This window comes from Clostridium sp. (assembly GCF_051654825.1).
GTDB lineage: Bacteria > Bacillota > Clostridia > Clostridiales > Clostridiaceae > Clostridium.
The window spans coordinates 1-18,816 of record NZ_JBOFYU010000060.1; the positions used below are offsets into that span (position 1 = coordinate 1).

The following is an 18,816-nucleotide window of genomic DNA, read 5'->3' on the forward strand; positions in this document are numbered from 1 at the left end:
TTTAATATCCTTAGGATATTTCTTAGGAGAAAATACAGATTTAATACAAAAAGTTCTAAAACAATATAGTGTGATTGCTATATTAATCGGATTATTAATACTTATTTTTATCACATACAAATTAGTTAAAAAATATAAACAACAAAAATAAAATTTTATATTTATTTATAGATTTATTTAAAAAGGGGGAAATTATATGAAACAATATTTTTCTAAATCTACTACTGAGGTTATGAATGATTTTAACCTTTCTAAAGAAGGCCTATCAGATGTTCAAGTTAAAGAAAATCTCGATAAATATGGATATAACTTATTAAAAGAGAAAAAACAAGATTCATTAATCAAAGTATTTTTTAGTCAATTCAAGGATTTATTAGTATGCATATTACTTGTAGCTGCAGTTATATCAATGTTTACGGATAACGTGGAAAGTACACTTGTTATATTTGCAGTAATTATTCTTAATGCTATTTTAGGAACTGTACAACACTTTAAAGCTGAACAATCATTAGCAAGCTTAAAAGCATTGTCATCTCCATCTGCAAAGGTATATAGAAATGGTTTAAAAATAGAAATCCAATCTAAAGATGTAGTTCCAGGTGATATCCTGATTTTAGAAGCAGGTGATTTAATATCAGCTGATGGTAGAGTATATGAAAGCTTTTCACTTCAAGTAAATGAAAGCTCCTTAACTGGCGAATCAGAAAGTGTAAGTAAATTTAGTGAAAAAATAGATAAAGAAGAACTTGCCTTAGGGGATCAAAAAAATATGGTTTTCTCTGGTTCTTTAGTTACCTATGGTAGAGCATTAATTATAGTTACAAGCACAGGTATGGATACTGAACTAGGAAAAATAGCAAATTTAATGGAACAAACTCAACAAAAGAAAACTCCATTACAAGCTAACCTTGATGATTTCAGCAAAAAATTAGCAATTATAATATTATCTATTTGTGCATTAATATTTGGTATTTCCCTTTATAGGGGGACTCCTATAGTAGATTCATTAATGTTTGCTGTTGCCCTTGCTGTAGCAGCAATACCTGAAGCTTTAAGCTCTATTGTTACTATAGTTCTTGCCATTGGAACTCAAAAAATGGCTAAAGAAAATGCTATTATAAAAAAATTAAAAGCAGTAGAAGGTCTTGGATGTGTTTCAGTTATTTGTTCTGACAAAACTGGTACATTAACTCAAAATAAAATGACAGTAAAAAAAGTATTTGTAGATAATAAGCTTATAAACTCAGACGATTTAGATTTAAACATTTCAGTAGAAAATTATTTAGTTAATAGTTCTATTTTATGTAATGATTCTACTTCAAAAGATGGAATTGAACTTGGAGATCCAACTGAAGTTGCTCTTGTTAACTTAGGACATAAATTTAACTTAGATGAATCTTCATTAAGAGCTAACTTTGAGAGATTAGGTGAATTACCTTTTGATTCTGATAGAAAATTAATGAGTACACTTCATAGCTTTGATAATAAAAATTTAATGTTTACTAAAGGCGCTTTTGATGTATTACTTGAAAGACTTAAATTTATTAAAACTTCAACTGGTGTAAGAGAAATCTCATATGAGGACAAGCAAAATATTATAAATGCTAATAAACATCTATCTGAAAATGGACTTAGAGTTTTAGCATTTGCTTACAAGGAATTTGATGCAAGCAATGAAGTTGCTTTAAGTGATGAATGTGACTATACATTTATAGGATTAATTTCTATGATAGATCCACCTAGAGAAGAATCAGCTTTAGCTGTAGCTAACTGTAAAATAGCTGGAATAAAGCCTGTTATGATAACTGGTGACCATAAAATCACTGCTTCTGCTATTGCTAGACAAATAGGAATACTAGAAGATGGAGATAGAGCTATTCAAGGTCTAGAGCTTGATAAAATGTCTGATGAAGAACTAAAAGCAAATATAGAAAATATCTCTGTTTATGCTCGTGTATCACCAGAGCATAAAATTAGAATAGTAAGAGCTTGGCAAGAAAAGGGACAAATAGTCGCAATGACAGGTGATGGTGTTAACGATGCTCCTGCTTTAAAGCAAGCTGATATAGGTATTGCAATGGGAATCACAGGTACAGAAGTATCAAAGGATGCTGCATCAATGGTTTTAACTGATGATAACTTTGCAACTATAGTTAAATCAATTACAAATGGTAGAAACATATATAGCAATATTAAAAACTCAATTAAATTTTTATTATCAGGTAATACTTCTGGAATAATAGCTGTGCTTTATGCATCACTTATGGCACTTCCAATGCCATTTGCTGCAGTACATTTATTATTTATAAATCTTTTAACTGATAGCTTACCTGCTATTGCTATAGGAATGGAAAAATCACATACTGACTTATTAAATGAAAAACCTCGTAACAGTAAAGATTCTATCTTATCTAAGGATTTCATGTATCAAGTTATGATAGAAGGATTAATTATCGGTATCTTTACTTTAGCTGCATTCCACATAGGATTAAAAACAGATGAATTTGTTGCCTCAACTATGGCCTTTTCAACATTATGCTTAGCTAGATTATTCCATGGATTTAATTGCAGAGGAAATGGATCTATATTTAAATTAGGAGTATTTGCTAACAAATATAGTTGGATAGCATTTGGTATAGGATTAGTTTTATTAAATGCAGTATTATTTATACCTTTCCTTCAAGGATTATTTGAAGTAGCTATATTAAATATTTCTCAAGTATCACTAATATATCTTTTAGCTTTTGCCCCTACACTAATGATTCAATTATTTAAGGTAGTAAGAGAAAATATACTAGTATCTAAATCATCACAAAGCAATGTTACTAGTACTAGTCAAGAAAAGCTAGAAAACATAGCTTAATATAAAAATTATACTTAAACTTAAAAGCACCAAGCAATGTTTAAACTTCTTGCTTGGTGCTTAATTATACTTAAACTAATATATTATAATCTTCCTATTTCATTAAAAGCTTTAATATATTAATTTTATCCTTATATGGCGCAAACCTTATTGGTAATTCAAAAAATGTCCCCCTTCTTATAATGGATTTTCTATGACTAAATGTGTCAAAACTAGCCTTTCCATGATATGAACCTACCCCACTATTTCCAACTCCACCAAATGGTAAATATGATGATGCAACATGTATTATAGTATCATTTATAGTTACTCCTCCAGCTGTAGTATTTCTTAAAACATATTCTATATTTTTTTTGTTTTCAGAAAAATAATATAATGCTAAAGGCTTTTCCTTGTAATTTATATACTTTATAACATCATCTATATCTTCAAATTCCATAACAGGCAATATAGGTCCAAATATTTCTTCACTCATTATTTTTCCATCTGACTTTACATCAGTTATTATAGTTGGCTCTATATATAAATTTTCTTCATCATAAGATCCACCAAAATAAACTATCCCATCATCCATATATCTTTTTAATCGTTTTACAGTTGAAGTATTTATTATTCTTGGAAAATCACTGCTTTCCTTAACCTTTTCTCCAAACTGTTTTTTTATTTCTCTGACTAAAGCTTCTAAAAACATTTCCTTTATATCCTTATGAACATATAAGTAATCTGGAGCTACGCAAGTTTGTCCTGCATTTAAAAATTTTCCCCATACTAGTCTTTTTGCACTTATTTCAACTTTACAATCTTTATCAACTATACAAGGACTTTTTCCACCTAACTCTAATGTAACTGGGATTAAATTTTTTGATGCTCTTTCCATTATTATTTTTCCAACCTGAACACTCCCAGTAAAAAATATATAATCAAAATTTAAATCTAATAATGATGATACTACTTCTTTTCCTCCTAATGGATTTATTACTTTAATAAAATCGCTATTAAAATTTGTATTTATTAATTCTTCTATTAATCTAGACGTATTTACAGTATGCTCTGATGGTTTTAGCATTGCACAATTTCCAGCGGAAATAGCTCCTACAAGAGGTGCAAACAAAAGTTGAAAAGGATAATTAAATGGTCCAATTATAAGAGTTACTCCATACGGCTCCTCATATATGTAGCTCTTAGCTGGGAAATGTATTATTGGTGTTTTAACTTTTTTCCTTTTAGACCATTTTCTAATATTTTTAATATGCATATTTATTTCATCATAAACTATACTTATTTCTGTTGCATATGATTCAAAATCAGATTTTCCTAGATCTTTTCTTAAAGCTTCAAATATTTTGTTTTCATTTAGCTTTATTACATCCTTTAAAGTAGTTAAAGCATTAATCCTAAAATCAATATCTCTTGTACTTCTTTCCTTGAAAAATTCTTTTTGCTTATTAAATGCTTCTAATAAATCCTCCATATTTACTCCTATATGTTAAAATTACTTTTTATTTTAAAGTTTATCATATATGAAATTATCTTTAAATATATCTTTTGATATCTTAAATTCTTGCATTCCTGCGGCATACGGTGCTATTTCATAATATCCAAAATGTATTACTAAATCTCCGTTATCCAAATAATATAATTGATCATCCTTTATTCCATTAAACCCATCTTTGCCAGTAAAATAATTTTCTGGGTTTTTTTTAATTTCCTTTTCTATTTCACTATTGATAATTAATGCATAATTATATCCTTTTTTAAATAAATCTTTTAATTTTAGTTCTTTTCCTGTGATTATATTAATATTATATGGTATCCTACTAGTTATTCCATGTGCTCCACCAGTGAATTGATAATAATCTATATAAAGACTTAAAACATTTTCGACATTTTTAACTTTATAGATAGCTTTTAATTCATATGGAAATGTAGGTTTTTCATTCTTAGATTCGTCAAAATACTCCTTTGCTAAACTTTCCACATCACTTATCCACAGATTAGTTTTTTCATATATTTTAGTATTTATAGACTTTTCTTCATCCTTATTACCCAAGCCCTCTAATTGAGGTATTTTGACATCAATCTTCAAATAGTTATAATCTTTCTGTATATTTTTATCCACAACTTTTACTTTTTCGACAAAATCCCCCTCAAAATTTATCAACAGGGCACCTGTGGAAATGTGGACAACTCCTATTATCAATAAAAAAAATAGTATAAACCTCTTGTATACTCTCATTCTACAGTTCCTCCTTATTTTACATTTTAAAATAAAAAATATACCTTTTTTATTATTATCTACAGAATGTGTACAATTATTAACATTACTATCAACATTTTTTTAACAAGTTATCCACAAGCCCATGTGGATTATGTGAGTAACATCCATTTTCTGCCTTAGACAACCTATGGTTTTTTTTATATTTTTTTGACTTTTTCTCCTCAAACGCTTGTCCCACTACCTTTGAAGGCTGTGGATTATTTTCATAAACTTTCATTAATATTAGTGGATAACTTTTATCAATAAATTATTTGTTTATATGTTTCCTTCACTTTATGTCGAAATTATATATACTTTATATAAACAATTAACAAAAAAAATAAGAATCCCTTTCTTTTGGGATTCCTATCTTACACATTATCTACTTCTTTAGTTTTTCCTGATGTTGAAATTAAATCATTAATACCTTTAAGTTCTTCAACACTTAAATTTCTCCATGATCCAATCTTCATTTTATCTAACTTAATATTCATAATCCTGACTCTTTCAAGCTTTACAACATTATATCCTAATACTTCTGTCATTCTTCTTATTTGTCTATTCATACCTTGTGTTAATATTATTCTAAAGGTTCTATTACCTTCTTTTTTAACAAAGCATTTTTTAGTTACAGTACCAAGGATTCTAACTCCATTTGACATTCCTTTAATAAATCTCTCATCTATAGGTCTATCTACTGTTACTATATATTCTTTTTCATGATTATTTCCTGCTCTTAAAATTTTATTTACTATATCCCCATCATTAGTTAATAAAATTAATCCTTGTGAATCCTTATCAAGTCTTCCAATAGGAAAAATTCTCTTTTTATGATTAACAAAATCAACAATATTTCCTTTTATTTTTTTCTCTGTAGTACATGTAATTCCAACAGGCTTATTTAAAGCTATATAAACTAATTCCTCTACCTTATTAATGGCCTTTCCATTTACCTTAACTACTTGCCCATGTGATACTTTAGTTCCCATAGTAGCCTTTACACCATCAATAGTAACTTTGCCACATTCTATAAGCTTATCTGCTTCTCTACGTGAACATATTCCTGTTTCACTTATAAATTTATTTAATCTTGTTTCATTCCCTCTATCATTATGAACTATGATAGGTTCATTCTTTTTTTGCATTATTCTCATCCTCGCATTAATGTCTTTATGGATTAAATTTATGCTCATTTCCTGAATTATTAAACTTTACATCCATATCATTGTCTTCAATTAATTTTTCCGTTTTACTCAAAGTCCCGTATTCTATAGCATGCCCTATAACAGTAATTACAATCCCATCTTGTGGAATCATCTCATTTTTTTCTATGTACTTAAACATGTCATATAATGAACTATCTAAATCATTATCTACTACTGATAATTTTTTTATCATTTCTTGACCTTTATCAGTAGGACTAATTACCTTAACTATCCTATTAAACCTATTAACATCAACCCTTATTTCTGACGTTGTTTGTATTATCAAGGTTGTCCTTACAAATTTATAAGAAAACCCCAATATAATAATAGTAAATGTTATAAGCGCTAAAAGTATAGAGGCTTGTAACTTATAGTGCTTTAATGTTTTTTTCTCAGAACCAATAGCTTCTTCTCCAACTTCCATATCTTCATTTAAAACTATAATCTTAAACTCTCCATTAGAAGTTAAAATTATAGCATTTTTTCTTTTTTTACATATTACTAAGCCTTGATACTCTGAAACATCCTTATTTTGTCTTATTTCATCTGCACCTAATATATTAATATTTTCTTCTACACTTAAGTAATCTTGAATATCCTTATATTTAGGATTTGATATTATAATTAAATAAGCTAATATATAATCCTTCCATTCTTCAAAGAAGTTTCTGCCTATTGGCATCATCTTCACTAGCTTTGCTATAGGTAACCTTTTCTTTTCATCTATATATTCGTATATATCTACTTCTTGTATTATAGAATATGAAATATTTAAAATAGTATTTCTTATACTGTAGGAGGGTAAATCTGAAACTAAATCCTTTAGCAATACGTTATATTCCATAAGCTCTTCTATTAAATCGATAGCCTGTCTTTTTCTTTCTTCAATGGTATCACTACTAACTAATCCATTGGATTTATGTAATGAAAATTTATATTTATCTTTTTCAAAACTACTCATTTTTACCCCTCCATATTCTACATATCCTTAGTTGATACTAACTTTCCTTTAACTATCAACCTTTCCTTAGCTCCAACTGTACATGTAACTAAAGTAATTGTAGGCTCTTCTGTTTCTTCTAAAACATCAACTCTATCTGGTTGAACTATAAAACTTTCTGTTATCTCATATGTAAACTCTTTTCCATTTCCCTTAACTATAACTTTATCACCAATTTCAGCCTTGTATAAATTAACAAATGCTTCTGAGTAATTAGATACTCTATGACCTGCTACAGCAAAATTTCCTTTTTCCCCTGGCCCTACTGATGTTTCAAAATGACCTAAGAAATATTGTAGCGCATCATCTGTAACACCATCAATAATACCTTGTGATAACCCTATACTAGGTATTTCCATCATAGCAATTGGAGTATATCCATCTATGCTAACTACCTTATTTGGATCTGATGTTCCTTCATCCTTTATAACATCTTGTAGAACGTTTTGTAACTCTTTTTGCTTTTTAGCTGTTTCAGCCTTTTTGTATAGCGTTGTTCCTATTAAAAATACACCAACAACTATTAAAATTAATCCAATTCCACGTCTAAACTTTTCCTTCATACCCCATCCTCCAATAACAATTATTGATTTTTCACATATATTATAACATAAACATTATGATTATATTTGAAGTAAATATTATTATTTAAAAGAAAAATTGCACTTTTAAAGGGTGGTTTTATGAAGAAAAAAATTATCTATGTTGATTTTGTTTTTACCAAAAAACGTATAAACACAAATAGATTTCACATCTTATCTCTTATCAATTTAAAATTTAGAACTTTTTTATATTCTCTGTATAACCGTAATTCCAAAAAGTATGAAATCTCTAAATCAAATGTCTATAAATTTAAAAAGGTACTGTAGCTTAATCCTTTTCTAAAACAACTGATATAAATATATTTTTGTGATAAACTATATTTATAAATTATTTAGAGGTGATCAAATGAGAATAGGATTGGGATACGATGTGCACCGTTTAGTAGAAGAAAGAGACTTAATACTAGGTGGAGTAAAAATACAATATGAAAAGGGATTATTAGGTCACTCTGATGCCGATGTTCTTATTCATGCAATTATGGACTCATTATTAGGAGCTTCTGCTCTTGGTGATATCGGAAAGCACTTTCCAGATACAGATCCAAAATACAAAGGAATTTCTAGTATAAAGCTTTTAGAAGAAGTTGGGGAATTACTTTATAGCAATGGTTTTTCAATTAACAATATTGATTCAACAATAATAGCTCAAAAACCTAAAATGGCTCCTCACATACCTACTATGAGAGAAAACATAGCATCTGCTTTAAAAATAGATTTAAATCAGATAAATGTAAAAGCTACAACTGAAGAAGGTTTAGGCTTTACAGGTACTGGTGAAGGAATATCTTCTCAAAGTATTTGTTTGCTAACTAAATAAAAGCTTTGCAATTGCAAAGCTTTTATTTTTTATATTATTTTTTTCTCCAATAAAGATATATTGCAATTATTGCGCATATACCCATTAAGTATGGATAGAATAAATATCCCATTATTTCAAATGGTGATATTGCTGCTAATCCTGCTGCTGATATAAGTTGTGCACCATATGGTATAACCCCTTGGAATGCACATGAGAACATGTCCATTATACCTGCTACTCTTTTTGGCTCTAATTCATATTCATCTGATATATTTTTAGCGATAGGACCTACTGTAACTATAGCAACTGTGTTATTTGCAGTGCATACGTCAACTAAACTTACTAATGCTGCTATACCATATTCAGCGCCTCTTTTACTTTTAAAGTTCTTCATTCCTTTATGTAATATAAAATCTATACCACCGTTAAACTTAATTAGTTCTATAGTTCCTGCTATTAATAACGAAATTATTATAAGTTCGCTCATTCCACTTATTCCATTTGAGACTGATCCAAAAAATCCTAATAAATCAAAGCTTCCTGTTAAGAATCCTATAGCTCCTGAAATTAAGATTCCACTTAATAATACTAATATAACATTTACTCCTAATAAAGCTGATGCTATTACAACTATGTACGGCACTATTTTTATTAAACTAAACTCTAAAGCTTCAACACTAGTAACATCTGCATTCATTGTTAAAACCATAAATGTAATAAATGTTATTATCGCTGCCGGTAAAACTATCTTAAAGTTCATTTTGAACTTATCTTTCATTTCACATCCTTGTGTTCTTGTAGCTGCAATAGTTGTGTCTGATATTATTGATAAGTTATCCCCAAACATAGCTCCACTTACAACTGCTCCAACAGCTAATGCTACTGCTATACCTGTTCTATCTGATATACCTACTGCAATTGGAACTAATGCTACAATAGTACCCATTGAAGTACCTACTGATAATGCTATAAAACATGCTATTACGAAGATACCAGGTATTAATAAACTACTTGGTAGTAATGATAACCCTAAGTTAACAGTTGAATCAACAGCTCCCATATCCTTAGCTACTTGAGCAAATGCACCAGCTAATATAAATATCAATACCATTAATAATATATTACTGTTTCCTGCGCCTTTACAAAAAATATTTATTTTTTCATCTAAATTTACTTTCCTATTCATTATTATCGCTGTTAATGCTGCTGCTAAAAATGGAACTATAACAGATACAGCATAAAAATCTTTTGCAATTAATGATGCTCCTAAATAAACCACTAAAAAAACACCTAATGGTATTAAAGCAAATCCACTACCTTTTTTATTCATCTCTTTTCCTCCTAAGATTAAATAATTCTTATCATCTTTTCTCTTAGTAATAAAAGCCTTTATATATAAAAATAAAAGCCTCTGATAGATTCAGAAGCTTACATTACACATTAAAAAAGTATATAATTCACCTCTTATCTACCAGGATATACCTGCAGGATTTAGCACCATAAAAACTAATGACTGTTTTTGGTTGCTGGGTTTCATAGGGCCAGTCCCTCCACCTCTCTTGATAAGATATCATTCTTAAATTTTATAAAGTAATATTAACAACTTGTAATTATATTGTCAATATTTTTTTTAATTGTTGAATATAAACTGTTTATTAGGTCCATAATCTAAGTATAGGATTCCCAAGTCCTAATCCCCCAATCCTTATGTTAAAAGTGCCTTATGGCACTTTTTTTATTTTATATAAATAAACTTATTTCCTATAATAGTTCATTCTGATTTACCATAAAATCTATTATTCAAACTATCATTTTACTATCTTTATAAATCTATAAATAAATTTTAAGTTATTATAATTTTATATAAAATAAAAAAGGATTAGCTTAAACTAATCCTTTTGATTGGTGCGTCATCAGGGATTCGAACCCGGGACACCCTGATTAAGAGTCAGGTGCTCTACCAACTGAGCTAATAACGCATAATGGAGCGGGTAGTGGGAATCGAACCCACCTTTTCAGCTTGGAAGGCTGGAGTATTACCGATATACGATACCCGCTTATATATTGACAATAATCATTATATATCTTTTCATAATTATTGTCAATAATTCTTATATTACTTCTGTAAGGTTTTTTATTAATATTTCTCTAAATTCATCACTAACATTTCTGTCTAATCCAACTTTTCTGCACATATTTTTCCAATCTTCTATAGTCATTTTAGTTTTAGTTTTAAAATTCTCTGCAGTAGTTGTCATATAACTTGAGTTTACTACAAAATCTCCAAGTTCTTCAGCTGTATTAAATACTTTTATATATAAGAACTCTGTTTGATCTCCATACCAAGTTCTATTAAATTTTCTTGCAAATCTCATTAGCTCTGGAATGACTTTTTCATTAGGTAACTTCCAACACTTCTTTAGCGTTTCTATACTTTCTCTCATCTTATCAGCCGTATCCTTTGATATTGCCTTATTTTTTTCACCATCACTTATTATTCTTTCTACAGGAACATTAGGAATATTTACTACTAATCTATTCTTTCCATATATCCATTTATAAAATGCTTCTTGTAAAAAAGAATATTGGATATAACCTAAAAGTGCTTTTTCATTAGGAAAGTACCCCCATATGTTATCTAATCCATTGTTCTTACAAAAAACTAAAGTATGAATATAGAGACTTTTTTCACTTGGTTGTTCATCCATAAACATATGACCTCTTATAGTTTTGTTTTCACTTATTAAACCTTCCCAATAATCAAATGTGTCATAATTTTGTCTCATATTATCACCTTTCTTTCATATATATAATATATTATATAGTATATAGTACCACTTTTTCAAGTATTTTATTTTTATATAAAAGGTTATTCAAAGCTTGTATTTGAATAAATATTCAGATTTTTACTAATGTTAAGTTTGAATTTAAAATATTTTTACCGTATAATAAATGTAAAGATATTATAAAAGGGGGCATAATTTTGTACCACTGTGAAATTTGCGGAGCACCAGCTGACATTCATCATATTGTCCACAGACACGAAGGTGGCTACGATTTTGAATTAAACTATAAGTATCTTTGCGCTTTTCATCATAGAGGAAAAAATGGTCCTCATCACTGCGCAGAAGCTGACTTAAAATATAAACTTCAACTTCAAGATAAATTGTACGAGCTTTTACCAAAAAGTCATTATACAGCTAAAGAAATTTTAATAATTTTACAGCTTCCGAATAGCTCTCTAAAGAGACTATTAAAAGATTTAAAATTATATAAAGAAGGCTACTGTAAAGATGACATTATTAAAAGCCTTATGGGTGGAAAGATATATTCTCACTCACTCTTAGAGGATATAGAACTAGAACGTCTTTTCCATAATAGTAATATTAGCTAAAATTTAACTAAATATTCAATATAGGTGATTTTATATCACCTTTTTTATTATTTTTCTAAATTAAAAAAGAACACAACATCTTGCGTTCCTTTGGAGCGGAAAACGGGATTCGAACCCGCAACTTTCACCTTGGCAAGGTGACACTCTACCGTTGAGTCATTTCCGCATATATTAACGAATATTTCTATATGATTTAAACGCTAATCTATAGTTTTAATTATATAGAAATATTTGGTAATTGTAAATTAAAACATATCGCTAAATTTATATATTTTTTTATCTATTTCTACTAACCTTTTCTTATTGACATTAATATACTAAATTATTATAATTTAAATTAAATAATGAAAAGCATTGAAGAGAAGAGTAAACTAATATTTCATTTTCAGAGAGAAATTACGTTTGGTGAAAGTAATTTTATATGGAAATAGTTGAAAACCACCTCTGAGCGACTTTAATACAGTCCGTCATATCACGTTACGATAATACTTAAGTGACCTAATTAATTTATATTAGGTAATTAAGGGTGGAACCGCGGGAATTTTACGCTCTCGTCCCTTTTTCTAGTTTTATACTCTAGGAAATTGTGACGTGAGCTTTTTTTTATATTTAAAAATAAACTACAGAGATTGAAAGGAGAATTTTTATGATAAAAATTACTTTAAAAGATGGTTCAATAAGAGAATTTGATTCTAGTGTTTCAGTACTTGAAGCAGCTAAATCAATAAGTGAAGGTCTAGCTAGAAACGCATGTTGTGGTATTGTAAATAACGAAGTTGTTGATTTACGTTATGTAATTAATGAGGATTCAGAACTTGCTATCTGCACATTTGATTCTGAAGAAGGAAAAGATGCATTAAGACACAGCATATCACATGTTTTAGCTTATGCAGTTAAAAGATTATATCCTAATGCTAAATTAGCTATAGGACCTTCAATAACTAATGGTTTCTATTATGATTTTGATTTAGATGGTTCTTTCTCATCTGAAGATTTAGATAAAATTGAAGATGAAATGAGAAAAATAATTAAAGAAAATCCTTCAATAGAAAGATTTGAATTACCAAGAGAAGAAGCTATTAAATTAATGGAAGAAGCTAACGAACCATATAAGGTTGAATTAATAAATGATTTAGGTGAAGATGAAATTATTTCATTCTACAAAATGGGTGATTTCACTGACTTATGTGCAGGGCCTCATCTTATGTCATTAAAATCAGTAAAAGCAATTAAACTTCTTAGAAGCGCTGGAGCTTACTGGAAAGGTGACGAAAAAAATAAGATGCTTACAAGAGTATATGGAACTGCATTCTTAAAGAAAGCTGACCTTGATGCTCACTTAGAAGCATTAGAAGAAGCTAAAAAGAGAGACCATAACAAATTAGGAAGAGAGCTTAAATTATTTACTACTGATGAAAACATTGGTCAAGGATTACCTTTATTAATGCCTAAGGGAGCAAAAATCGTTCAAACTCTTCAAAGATGGGTTGAAGATGAAGAAGAAAAAAGAGGTTATGTATTAACTAAAACTCCTAACATGGCTAAAAATGATTTATATAAAGTATCAGGACACTGGGATCATTATAAAGATGGTATGTTTGTTTTAGGTGATGAAGAAAAGGATTCTGAAGTTATTGCTCTAAGACCAATGACTTGCCCATTCCAATTCTCAATTTATAACGCTGAGCAACATAGTTATAAAGAGTTACCAATAAGATATGCTGAAACTGCTACTTTATGTAGAAATGAATCATCAGGAGAAATGCATGGATTAATTCGTGTAAGACAATTTACACTTGCTGATGGTCATATAGTATGTACTCCTGAACAATTAGAAGATGAATTCAGAGGATGTGTTGATTTAATAAATCACATAATGACTACACTTGGAATTGATGGAGATATATCATATAGATTCTCAAAATGGGATCCAAAAAACAAGGAAAAGTATATTGGAGCTCCTGAAGATTGGGAAAAGACTCAATCATTAATGAAAAACATTTTAGATCATATAGGCCTAGACTACAAAGAAGCTGAAGGTGAAGCTGCTTTCTATGGTCCAAAGCTTGATATCCAATTTAAAAATGTTCATGGAAAAGAAGACACAATAATAACAGTTCAAATAGACTTTGCTTTAGCAGGAAGATTTGGAATGAGTTATATTGATAAAAATGGTGACAAACAAACTCCATTTATTATCCATAGATCATCAATTGGATGCTATGAAAGAACTTTAGCAATGCTTATAGAAAAATATGCTGGTGCTTTCCCAACTTGGTTATCACCTACTCAAGCTATAGTACTTCCTATATCAGACAAATACAATGACTATGCTGATTCAATAGTTAAAGATTTTAAAAATGCTGGTATAAGAATAACTGCTGACTATAGAGCTGAAAAAATAGGTTATAAAATCAGAGAAGCTAGACTTGAAAGAATTCCATATATCTTAGTTGTTGGTGAAAAAGAAGCTGCTAATAACGAAGTTGCTGTAAGAAGTAGAAAAAATGGAGAAGAAGGAGCTATTTCAGCTACTGAACTTAAAAATAGATTAATATTAGAAATTGCTAATAGAGAAAAGTAATATATAAAAAACGTACATCTTTTTCAAGATGTACGTTTTTCTTATATACGTTATAATTTAATCATTTTTTTAATATCTTTTACAAATCTATTTTCCTTAATCAAATTAATCTTTGAATTTATTATTTCTTCTGATTTATCACTTATAAAAAAAGCTACCTCTTCATCATTTTCAACTTGTAATACTTCTACCTTATCAAATAAATTATTATACGAATTTATTACTTCTTCTTGATTAGTAGTTTTTATTCTAAGTACTGCACTACAACTTTCTCTTAAAACTGTATTTATCTCAATTTTTTCAGAATTAAATGCTTCTATATCTAACCCTCTTTTTTTAACTATATCTAATAAATCTGCATATACAGCACTTCCTGTTGGAAGCTTTCCTGCTCCCTTTCCTGTTAAAACTACTTCTCCTACTGAATCTCCATTAAGTACTACTGCATTAAATTCATTATTTATTAAAGAAAGAACATTATCATTTGGAACTAAAGTAGGCCTTATAGTAGCAAATACTCCATCTTCATTATTTATACTACTAGCTACTAATTTAACCTTACAATTAACCTTTTCTGCATATTTAAAATCTAATAAATCTATATTAGTTATTCCCTCAATTAATTGGTCCTTCCAAAAAACCTTTTTATTAAAGGCTAATGTTGAAAGAATTGATAGCTTTCTTGCTGCATCATACCCCATAACATCTGCCTCTGGATTTGACTCTGCAAATCCAAGCCTTTGAGCCTCTAATAAAGCATCTTCATAGCTTATTTCTTCATTTTGCATTTTAGTTAATATAAAGTTAGTTGTCCCGTTTAATATAGCCCTTATTTCATTTACATCATTTCCTGCTAAAGATTCTGTTAAAGCCTTTATAACTGGTATTCCCCCCGCTACTGCTGCTTCAAACTTTAATTGAACATTATTGTCCTTAGCTATCTTAAATAACTCTTCTCCATATTCAGCTATTAAATCTTTATTAGCTGTTATTACATTTTTCTTTTCAAGCAAAGCTCTTTTAACATATTCATAAGTTGGATGTAATCCTCCCATAACTTCAATGATAACATCACTTTCTTTTGAAAATAATTCTTGAATATCTGTTGTTAAAACCTCACTATGTTTTTTTTCATTATGTTTCTTTATATCTCTAACTAATATACTTGTTATTACTGCATCTATTTTGCTTATTTCTCTATTTTTATCTACTAGTTCAATTAATCCACTTCCAACAACACCATACCCTAAAACAGCTATCTTAATCATAAAACGTCCTCCTAACTTTTTTTGTCATAATCTATTTGTCTATTTTACTAAAAGCATTTTCAAAGTCTCTAATAATATCATTTATATCTTCTATTCCAACCGATACTCTCATCATATCTGGTGTTACTCCACTTGCTTTTTGATCTTCTTCTGATAATTGATTGTGAGTTGTACTTGCTGGATGTAAAATACAACTTCTTGCATCCCCTAATGTAACAACTAATGCTACTAAGCTTAATTCCTTAGTAAATATCTTTGCCTCTTCTAAAGTTCCCTTTAACCCAAAAGTAAGTATTCCACTTCCACCTTCTTTTAAGTACTTTTTAGCTTTATCATATTGAGAGCTTTCTTCTAAATAGGGATAGTTAACCCAATTTACTCTTGGGTGCTTTTGTAACCACTTTGCTAATTTTAGAGCATTGTAACAATGTCTTTCCATTCTTAAATGTAATGTTTCTAATCCTAAGTTAGTTAAGTATGCATTAAAAGGACTTTGGCATGCACCTAAATCTCTTCCTAATGTTACCCTAAGCTTTGTTATATATGCTGCATTTCCAAATGCTTCTGCATATTTTAAACCATGGTAGCTTGGATCTGGTTCTACAAATTCATCAAACTTACCATTATCCCAATTAAAATTTCCACCATCAACTATTATTCCACCAACAGTTTGTGCATGGCCATCTGCATATTTAGTTGTTGAATGAACAACTACATTTACTCCAAAATCAAATGGATTGCAAAGATACGGTGTACCTAATGTATTATCTACTATAAACGGTACTTTAAGCTCCTTAGCCACTTCTGAAAATTTATCAAAATCTAATATATTTAATCCTGGATTTCCTATTGTTTCTCCATATACTACCCTAGTATTTTCTTTAGCCTTAGAAAGTATTTCTTCCTTACTATCCTCCGGATCTACAAATGTTACTTCAATTCCTAATCTTTTTAAATGAACTGTAAATAAATTAACAGTTCCTCCATATAAAGTTGATGCAGAAATTATATGATCTCCAGCTTTACAAACATTTAATATCGCATATAATATTGCTGCTTGCCCAGATGAGGTAGCTAGCGCCCCAACACCACCTTGTATCTTTGCAAACTTTTCTTCTAAAGCAGAAACTGTAGGGTTAGATATTCTACTATATAAATGTCCTTCAGCTTCTAAATTAAATAATTGTGCTAAATGATCTGGATCCTCATATTTATATGTTGCTGTTTGAAATATTGGTAATACCCTTGGCTCCCCTGCCTTTGGAGTATATCCCCCTTGAATACATATAGTTCCTTTTCCCCAATTATCTTTCATTTTTTATGCCCCCTTAATATTTTATAAAAATAAAAAAAGTTGCCCATTAATCAAAAGGCAACTTACTCACTCAAAAATAAATAGCATAAATATACTATTAAACTTCTTTTATTTCTCAGATAAAAATCTGCAGGATTTAGCACAGTTCTAGTAAATGAATACTAGTTGTTGCCAGGTTTCATAGGGCCAGTCCCTCCACCATTCTTAATAAAAGCCAACTTCATTTATTTAATTATAATTCCATTATATAGAAATTTTCTTTTTTTGCAACCATAAATTTTAAATTTTTTTAATATTTTTTTCAGTTACTATATAGTCAACTTTAATATCATGACTTTCACAAGGTATTTCCTCTGCTAATTGTAATGAATATGCCAATGCAATTTTATTATTTTTATCAGTGTTTTTTAAATACCTATCGTAGTATCCTCCACCATAGCCTATTCTATTTCCTTGCAAATCAAAAACTGCACCTGGCATTAAAATTATATCTAAATCATCTTGCTTAATATATCTATCTAAATACTTTGGTTCTAAAATTCCCATTTTGTTTTCCACTAATATATCTAATGATTCTATCTTAATAGCAAACATTTCTTTTGTAGAAAAATGAATTTTAGGAACAAAAACCTTTTTTTTATCATTTAAAAACTTTTCTATAAGTTTTATTGTATTAACTTCGCTTCCATAACTTACGTAAATAAATATATTATTACTATTTTTGTATAGCTCTGATTCTATAAAACAATTAAATATCTTATCATCATAGCTTTCTTTAATTCTCTTTTCTAATGAATTTCTAATATTTAATATTTCTTTTCTTATTTTCTTTTTATCCATACCTACATACTCCTTGTATAAGACACTTCATTTTTAATATTTATTAAGTCTCTAAGTATGGCTGCTGCTGCATTTAAAGTAGAAGATGCCCCACCTATAATACTAATATCTCCTAGAATATCCGTTTTATAATAAACACCTTTATTTTTATAATCTACAAAATATAATGGATGCTTATTATCTATATATTCTATATTTACATATGTATTTATATTCCCATTATTATTTTCTACAGTTCCAATTAATTTTATCTTTTTATTTTCTTTTTTAGCTTTTTGAATATCCCTTAATGTTATATTCGTTATTCCTTCTATTTTTATATTTTCTAATGTAATATCACTGCCCAACAAAGCATTTCCTAAAATAATAATTTTGCATGCTGTATCAAAACCTTCTACATCTAATGATGGATTTGCCTCAGCTATATTAAGCCTTTTTGCTTCACTAAGTGCATCCTCATAGCTTATGTTTTTTTCTTGCATTTCTGAAAGTATGTAATTACTAGTGCCATTTAATACACCTTGTATTAATTCTATATTAGCTCCTGCTAAATCATAAAATCCACAATTTATAGACGGTAATGCTCCTCCTGTAGTGCATCCTATTCCTAGATGAAGATTGTTTTTTATTGCTAATTCTTTTAATTCTTTATATTTTAAAATTATAGGTCCCTTATTTCCTGTTATTAC

General features: G+C 28.9%; 15 protein-coding genes, 3 tRNA genes, 2 riboswitches and 1 other annotated feature. Of the genes, 4 read left to right on the plus strand and 14 right to left on the minus strand.

The genetic code is table 11. The annotated features are described in order from the left end of the window. Positions 1 to 196 precede the first annotated feature (196 nt). On the plus strand, positions 197 to 2,863 hold the full coding sequence (locus ACRDBA_RS03740) for a cation-translocating P-type ATPase (protein WP_438571590.1): 2,667 nt from the start codon (positions 197 to 199) through the stop codon (positions 2,861 to 2,863). Between the two features lie 94 nt (positions 2,864 to 2,957). Here the strand turns inward: ACRDBA_RS03740 and ACRDBA_RS03745 are convergent, their stop codons facing one another. The 5 genes from ACRDBA_RS03745 to ACRDBA_RS03765 form a co-directional block, all read right to left on the minus strand. Further along, entirely contained in the window at positions 2,958 to 4,334 is a 1,377-nt protein-coding gene (locus ACRDBA_RS03745) for an aldehyde dehydrogenase (RefSeq protein ID WP_438571591.1), read from the minus strand. Positions 4,335 to 4,367: 33 nt separating this feature from the next. Further along, on the minus strand, positions 4,368 to 5,099 hold the full coding sequence (locus tag ACRDBA_RS03750) for a DUF3298 and DUF4163 domain-containing protein (RefSeq protein WP_438571592.1): 732 nt from the start codon (positions 5,097 to 5,099) through the stop codon (positions 4,368 to 4,370). 392 nt (positions 5,100 to 5,491) lie between these two features. Then, positions 5,492 to 6,265, minus strand: a complete 774-nt coding sequence (gene rluF, locus ACRDBA_RS03755) for a 23S rRNA pseudouridine(2604) synthase RluF (protein ID WP_438571593.1) — start codon at positions 6,263 to 6,265, stop codon at positions 5,492 to 5,494. A gap of 25 nt (positions 6,266 to 6,290) precedes the next feature. Then, positions 6,291 to 7,286, minus strand: a complete 996-nt coding sequence (locus tag ACRDBA_RS03760) for an anti-sigma factor domain-containing protein (protein ID WP_438571594.1) — start codon at positions 7,284 to 7,286, stop codon at positions 6,291 to 6,293. A 17-nt stretch (positions 7,287 to 7,303) separates the two neighbouring features. Beyond that, on the minus strand, positions 7,304 to 7,888 hold the full coding sequence (locus ACRDBA_RS03765; protein ID WP_438571595.1) for a class D sortase: 585 nt from the start codon (positions 7,886 to 7,888) through the stop codon (positions 7,304 to 7,306). A 385-nt stretch (positions 7,889 to 8,273) separates the two neighbouring features. Here ACRDBA_RS03765 and ispF point away from each other — a divergent pair, with 385 nt between their 5' ends. Beyond that, complete coding sequence (gene ispF / locus ACRDBA_RS03770) at positions 8,274 to 8,744, plus strand: 2-C-methyl-D-erythritol 2,4-cyclodiphosphate synthase (protein WP_438571596.1); 471 nt, start codon at positions 8,274 to 8,276, stop codon at positions 8,742 to 8,744. Between the two features lie 34 nt (positions 8,745 to 8,778). Here the strand turns inward: ispF and ACRDBA_RS03775 are convergent, their stop codons facing one another. The 4 genes from ACRDBA_RS03775 to ACRDBA_RS03790 all read right to left on the minus strand — a co-directional run bounded on the left by ACRDBA_RS03775 (position 8,779) and on the right by ACRDBA_RS03790 (position 11,512). Continuing rightward, a complete protein-coding gene (locus ACRDBA_RS03775) occupies positions 8,779 to 10,056 on the minus strand; it encodes a Na+/H+ antiporter NhaC family protein (protein ID WP_438571597.1) in 1,278 nt (425 codons plus the stop codon). A gap of 131 nt (positions 10,057 to 10,187) precedes the next feature. Continuing rightward, positions 10,188 to 10,295: riboswitch (SAM riboswitch) on the minus strand. 334 nt (positions 10,296 to 10,629) lie between these two features. Then, positions 10,630 to 10,705 (minus strand) — tRNA-Lys (locus ACRDBA_RS03780). A 4-nt stretch (positions 10,706 to 10,709) separates the two neighbouring features. Further along, positions 10,710 to 10,783, minus strand: a tRNA-Gly gene (locus ACRDBA_RS03785). 54 nt (positions 10,784 to 10,837) lie between these two features. Continuing rightward, positions 10,838 to 11,512 (minus strand): Sec7 domain-containing protein, encoded by a 675-nt coding sequence (locus ACRDBA_RS03790; RefSeq protein WP_438571598.1) that lies wholly within the window; start codon positions 11,510 to 11,512, stop codon positions 10,838 to 10,840. 194 nt (positions 11,513 to 11,706) lie between these two features. On the opposite strand from ACRDBA_RS03790, the gene ACRDBA_RS03795 reads away from it, so the two are divergent. Continuing rightward, positions 11,707 to 12,120, plus strand: coding sequence for an HNH endonuclease (locus tag ACRDBA_RS03795; RefSeq protein ID WP_438571604.1), 414 nt, complete (start codon positions 11,707 to 11,709; stop codon positions 12,118 to 12,120). Positions 12,121 to 12,211: 91 nt separating this feature from the next. Here ACRDBA_RS03795 and ACRDBA_RS03800 read toward each other — a convergent pair. Continuing rightward, a tRNA-Gly gene (locus ACRDBA_RS03800) sits at positions 12,212 to 12,286 on the minus strand. A gap of 179 nt (positions 12,287 to 12,465) precedes the next feature. Further along, positions 12,466 to 12,682: a binding site (T-box leader), on the plus strand. 84 nt (positions 12,683 to 12,766) lie between these two features. Here ACRDBA_RS03800 and thrS point away from each other — a divergent pair. Continuing rightward, positions 12,767 to 14,704 carry a threonine--tRNA ligase gene (gene thrS / locus ACRDBA_RS03805; RefSeq protein ID WP_438571599.1) on the plus strand — a complete coding sequence of 646 codons (1,938 nt, stop codon included), beginning with the start codon at positions 12,767 to 12,769 and terminating at the stop codon, positions 14,702 to 14,704. A gap of 50 nt (positions 14,705 to 14,754) precedes the next feature. On the opposite strand, the gene ACRDBA_RS03810 is transcribed toward thrS, so the two are convergent. The 4 genes from ACRDBA_RS03810 to ACRDBA_RS03825 form a co-directional block, all read right to left on the minus strand. Beyond that, on the minus strand, positions 14,755 to 15,972 hold the full coding sequence (locus ACRDBA_RS03810; protein ID WP_438571600.1) for a homoserine dehydrogenase: 1,218 nt from the start codon (positions 15,970 to 15,972) through the stop codon (positions 14,755 to 14,757). 31 nt (positions 15,973 to 16,003) lie between these two features. Further along, positions 16,004 to 17,287: an O-acetylhomoserine aminocarboxypropyltransferase/cysteine synthase family protein gene (locus ACRDBA_RS03815; RefSeq protein WP_438571601.1), complete on the minus strand. Its 1,284-nt coding sequence runs from the start codon at positions 17,285 to 17,287 to the stop codon at positions 16,004 to 16,006. A gap of 105 nt (positions 17,288 to 17,392) precedes the next feature. Then, positions 17,393 to 17,501: riboswitch (SAM riboswitch) on the minus strand. A 65-nt stretch (positions 17,502 to 17,566) separates the two neighbouring features. Further along, positions 17,567 to 18,127, minus strand: coding sequence for a 5-formyltetrahydrofolate cyclo-ligase (locus ACRDBA_RS03820; protein ID WP_438571602.1), 561 nt, complete (start codon positions 18,125 to 18,127; stop codon positions 17,567 to 17,569). Positions 18,128 to 18,129: 2 nt separating this feature from the next. Further along, the coding region (locus ACRDBA_RS03825) for a homoserine dehydrogenase (protein WP_438571603.1) at positions 18,130 to 18,816 on the minus strand (687 nt) is incomplete at its 5' end.

Bases quoted from the DNA above. Each gene is read 5' to 3' on its own strand.
- ACRDBA_RS03815 (WP_438571601.1), bottom strand. From the start codon at position 17,287: ATGAAAGATAATTGGGGAAAAGGAACTATATGTATTCAAGGGGGATAT.
- ACRDBA_RS03820 (WP_438571602.1), bottom strand. From the start codon at position 18,127: ATGGATAAAAAGAAAATAAGAAAAGAAATATTAAATATTAGAAATTCA.
- ACRDBA_RS03790 (WP_438571598.1), bottom strand. From the start codon at position 11,512: ATGAGACAAAATTATGACACATTTGATTATTGGGAAGGTTTAATAAGT.
- thrS (WP_438571599.1), top strand. From the start codon at position 12,767: ATGATAAAAATTACTTTAAAAGATGGTTCAATAAGAGAATTTGATTCT.
- ACRDBA_RS03740 (WP_438571590.1), top strand. From the start codon at position 197: ATGAAACAATATTTTTCTAAATCTACTACTGAGGTTATGAATGATTTT.
- rluF (WP_438571593.1), bottom strand. From the start codon at position 6,265: ATGCAAAAAAAGAATGAACCTATCATAGTTCATAATGATAGAGGGAAT.
- ACRDBA_RS03760 (WP_438571594.1), bottom strand. From the start codon at position 7,286: ATGAGTAGTTTTGAAAAAGATAAATATAAATTTTCATTACATAAATCC.
- ACRDBA_RS03750 (WP_438571592.1), bottom strand. From the start codon at position 5,099: ATGAGAGTATACAAGAGGTTTATACTATTTTTTTTATTGATAATAGGA.
- ACRDBA_RS03810 (WP_438571600.1), bottom strand. From the start codon at position 15,972: ATGATTAAGATAGCTGTTTTAGGGTATGGTGTTGTTGGAAGTGGATTA.
- ispF (WP_438571596.1), top strand. From the start codon at position 8,274: ATGAGAATAGGATTGGGATACGATGTGCACCGTTTAGTAGAAGAAAGA.
- ACRDBA_RS03745 (WP_438571591.1), bottom strand. From the start codon at position 4,334: ATGGAGGATTTATTAGAAGCATTTAATAAGCAAAAAGAATTTTTCAAG.
- ACRDBA_RS03765 (WP_438571595.1), bottom strand. From the start codon at position 7,888: ATGAAGGAAAAGTTTAGACGTGGAATTGGATTAATTTTAATAGTTGTT.
- ACRDBA_RS03775 (WP_438571597.1), bottom strand. From the start codon at position 10,056: ATGAATAAAAAAGGTAGTGGATTTGCTTTAATACCATTAGGTGTTTTT.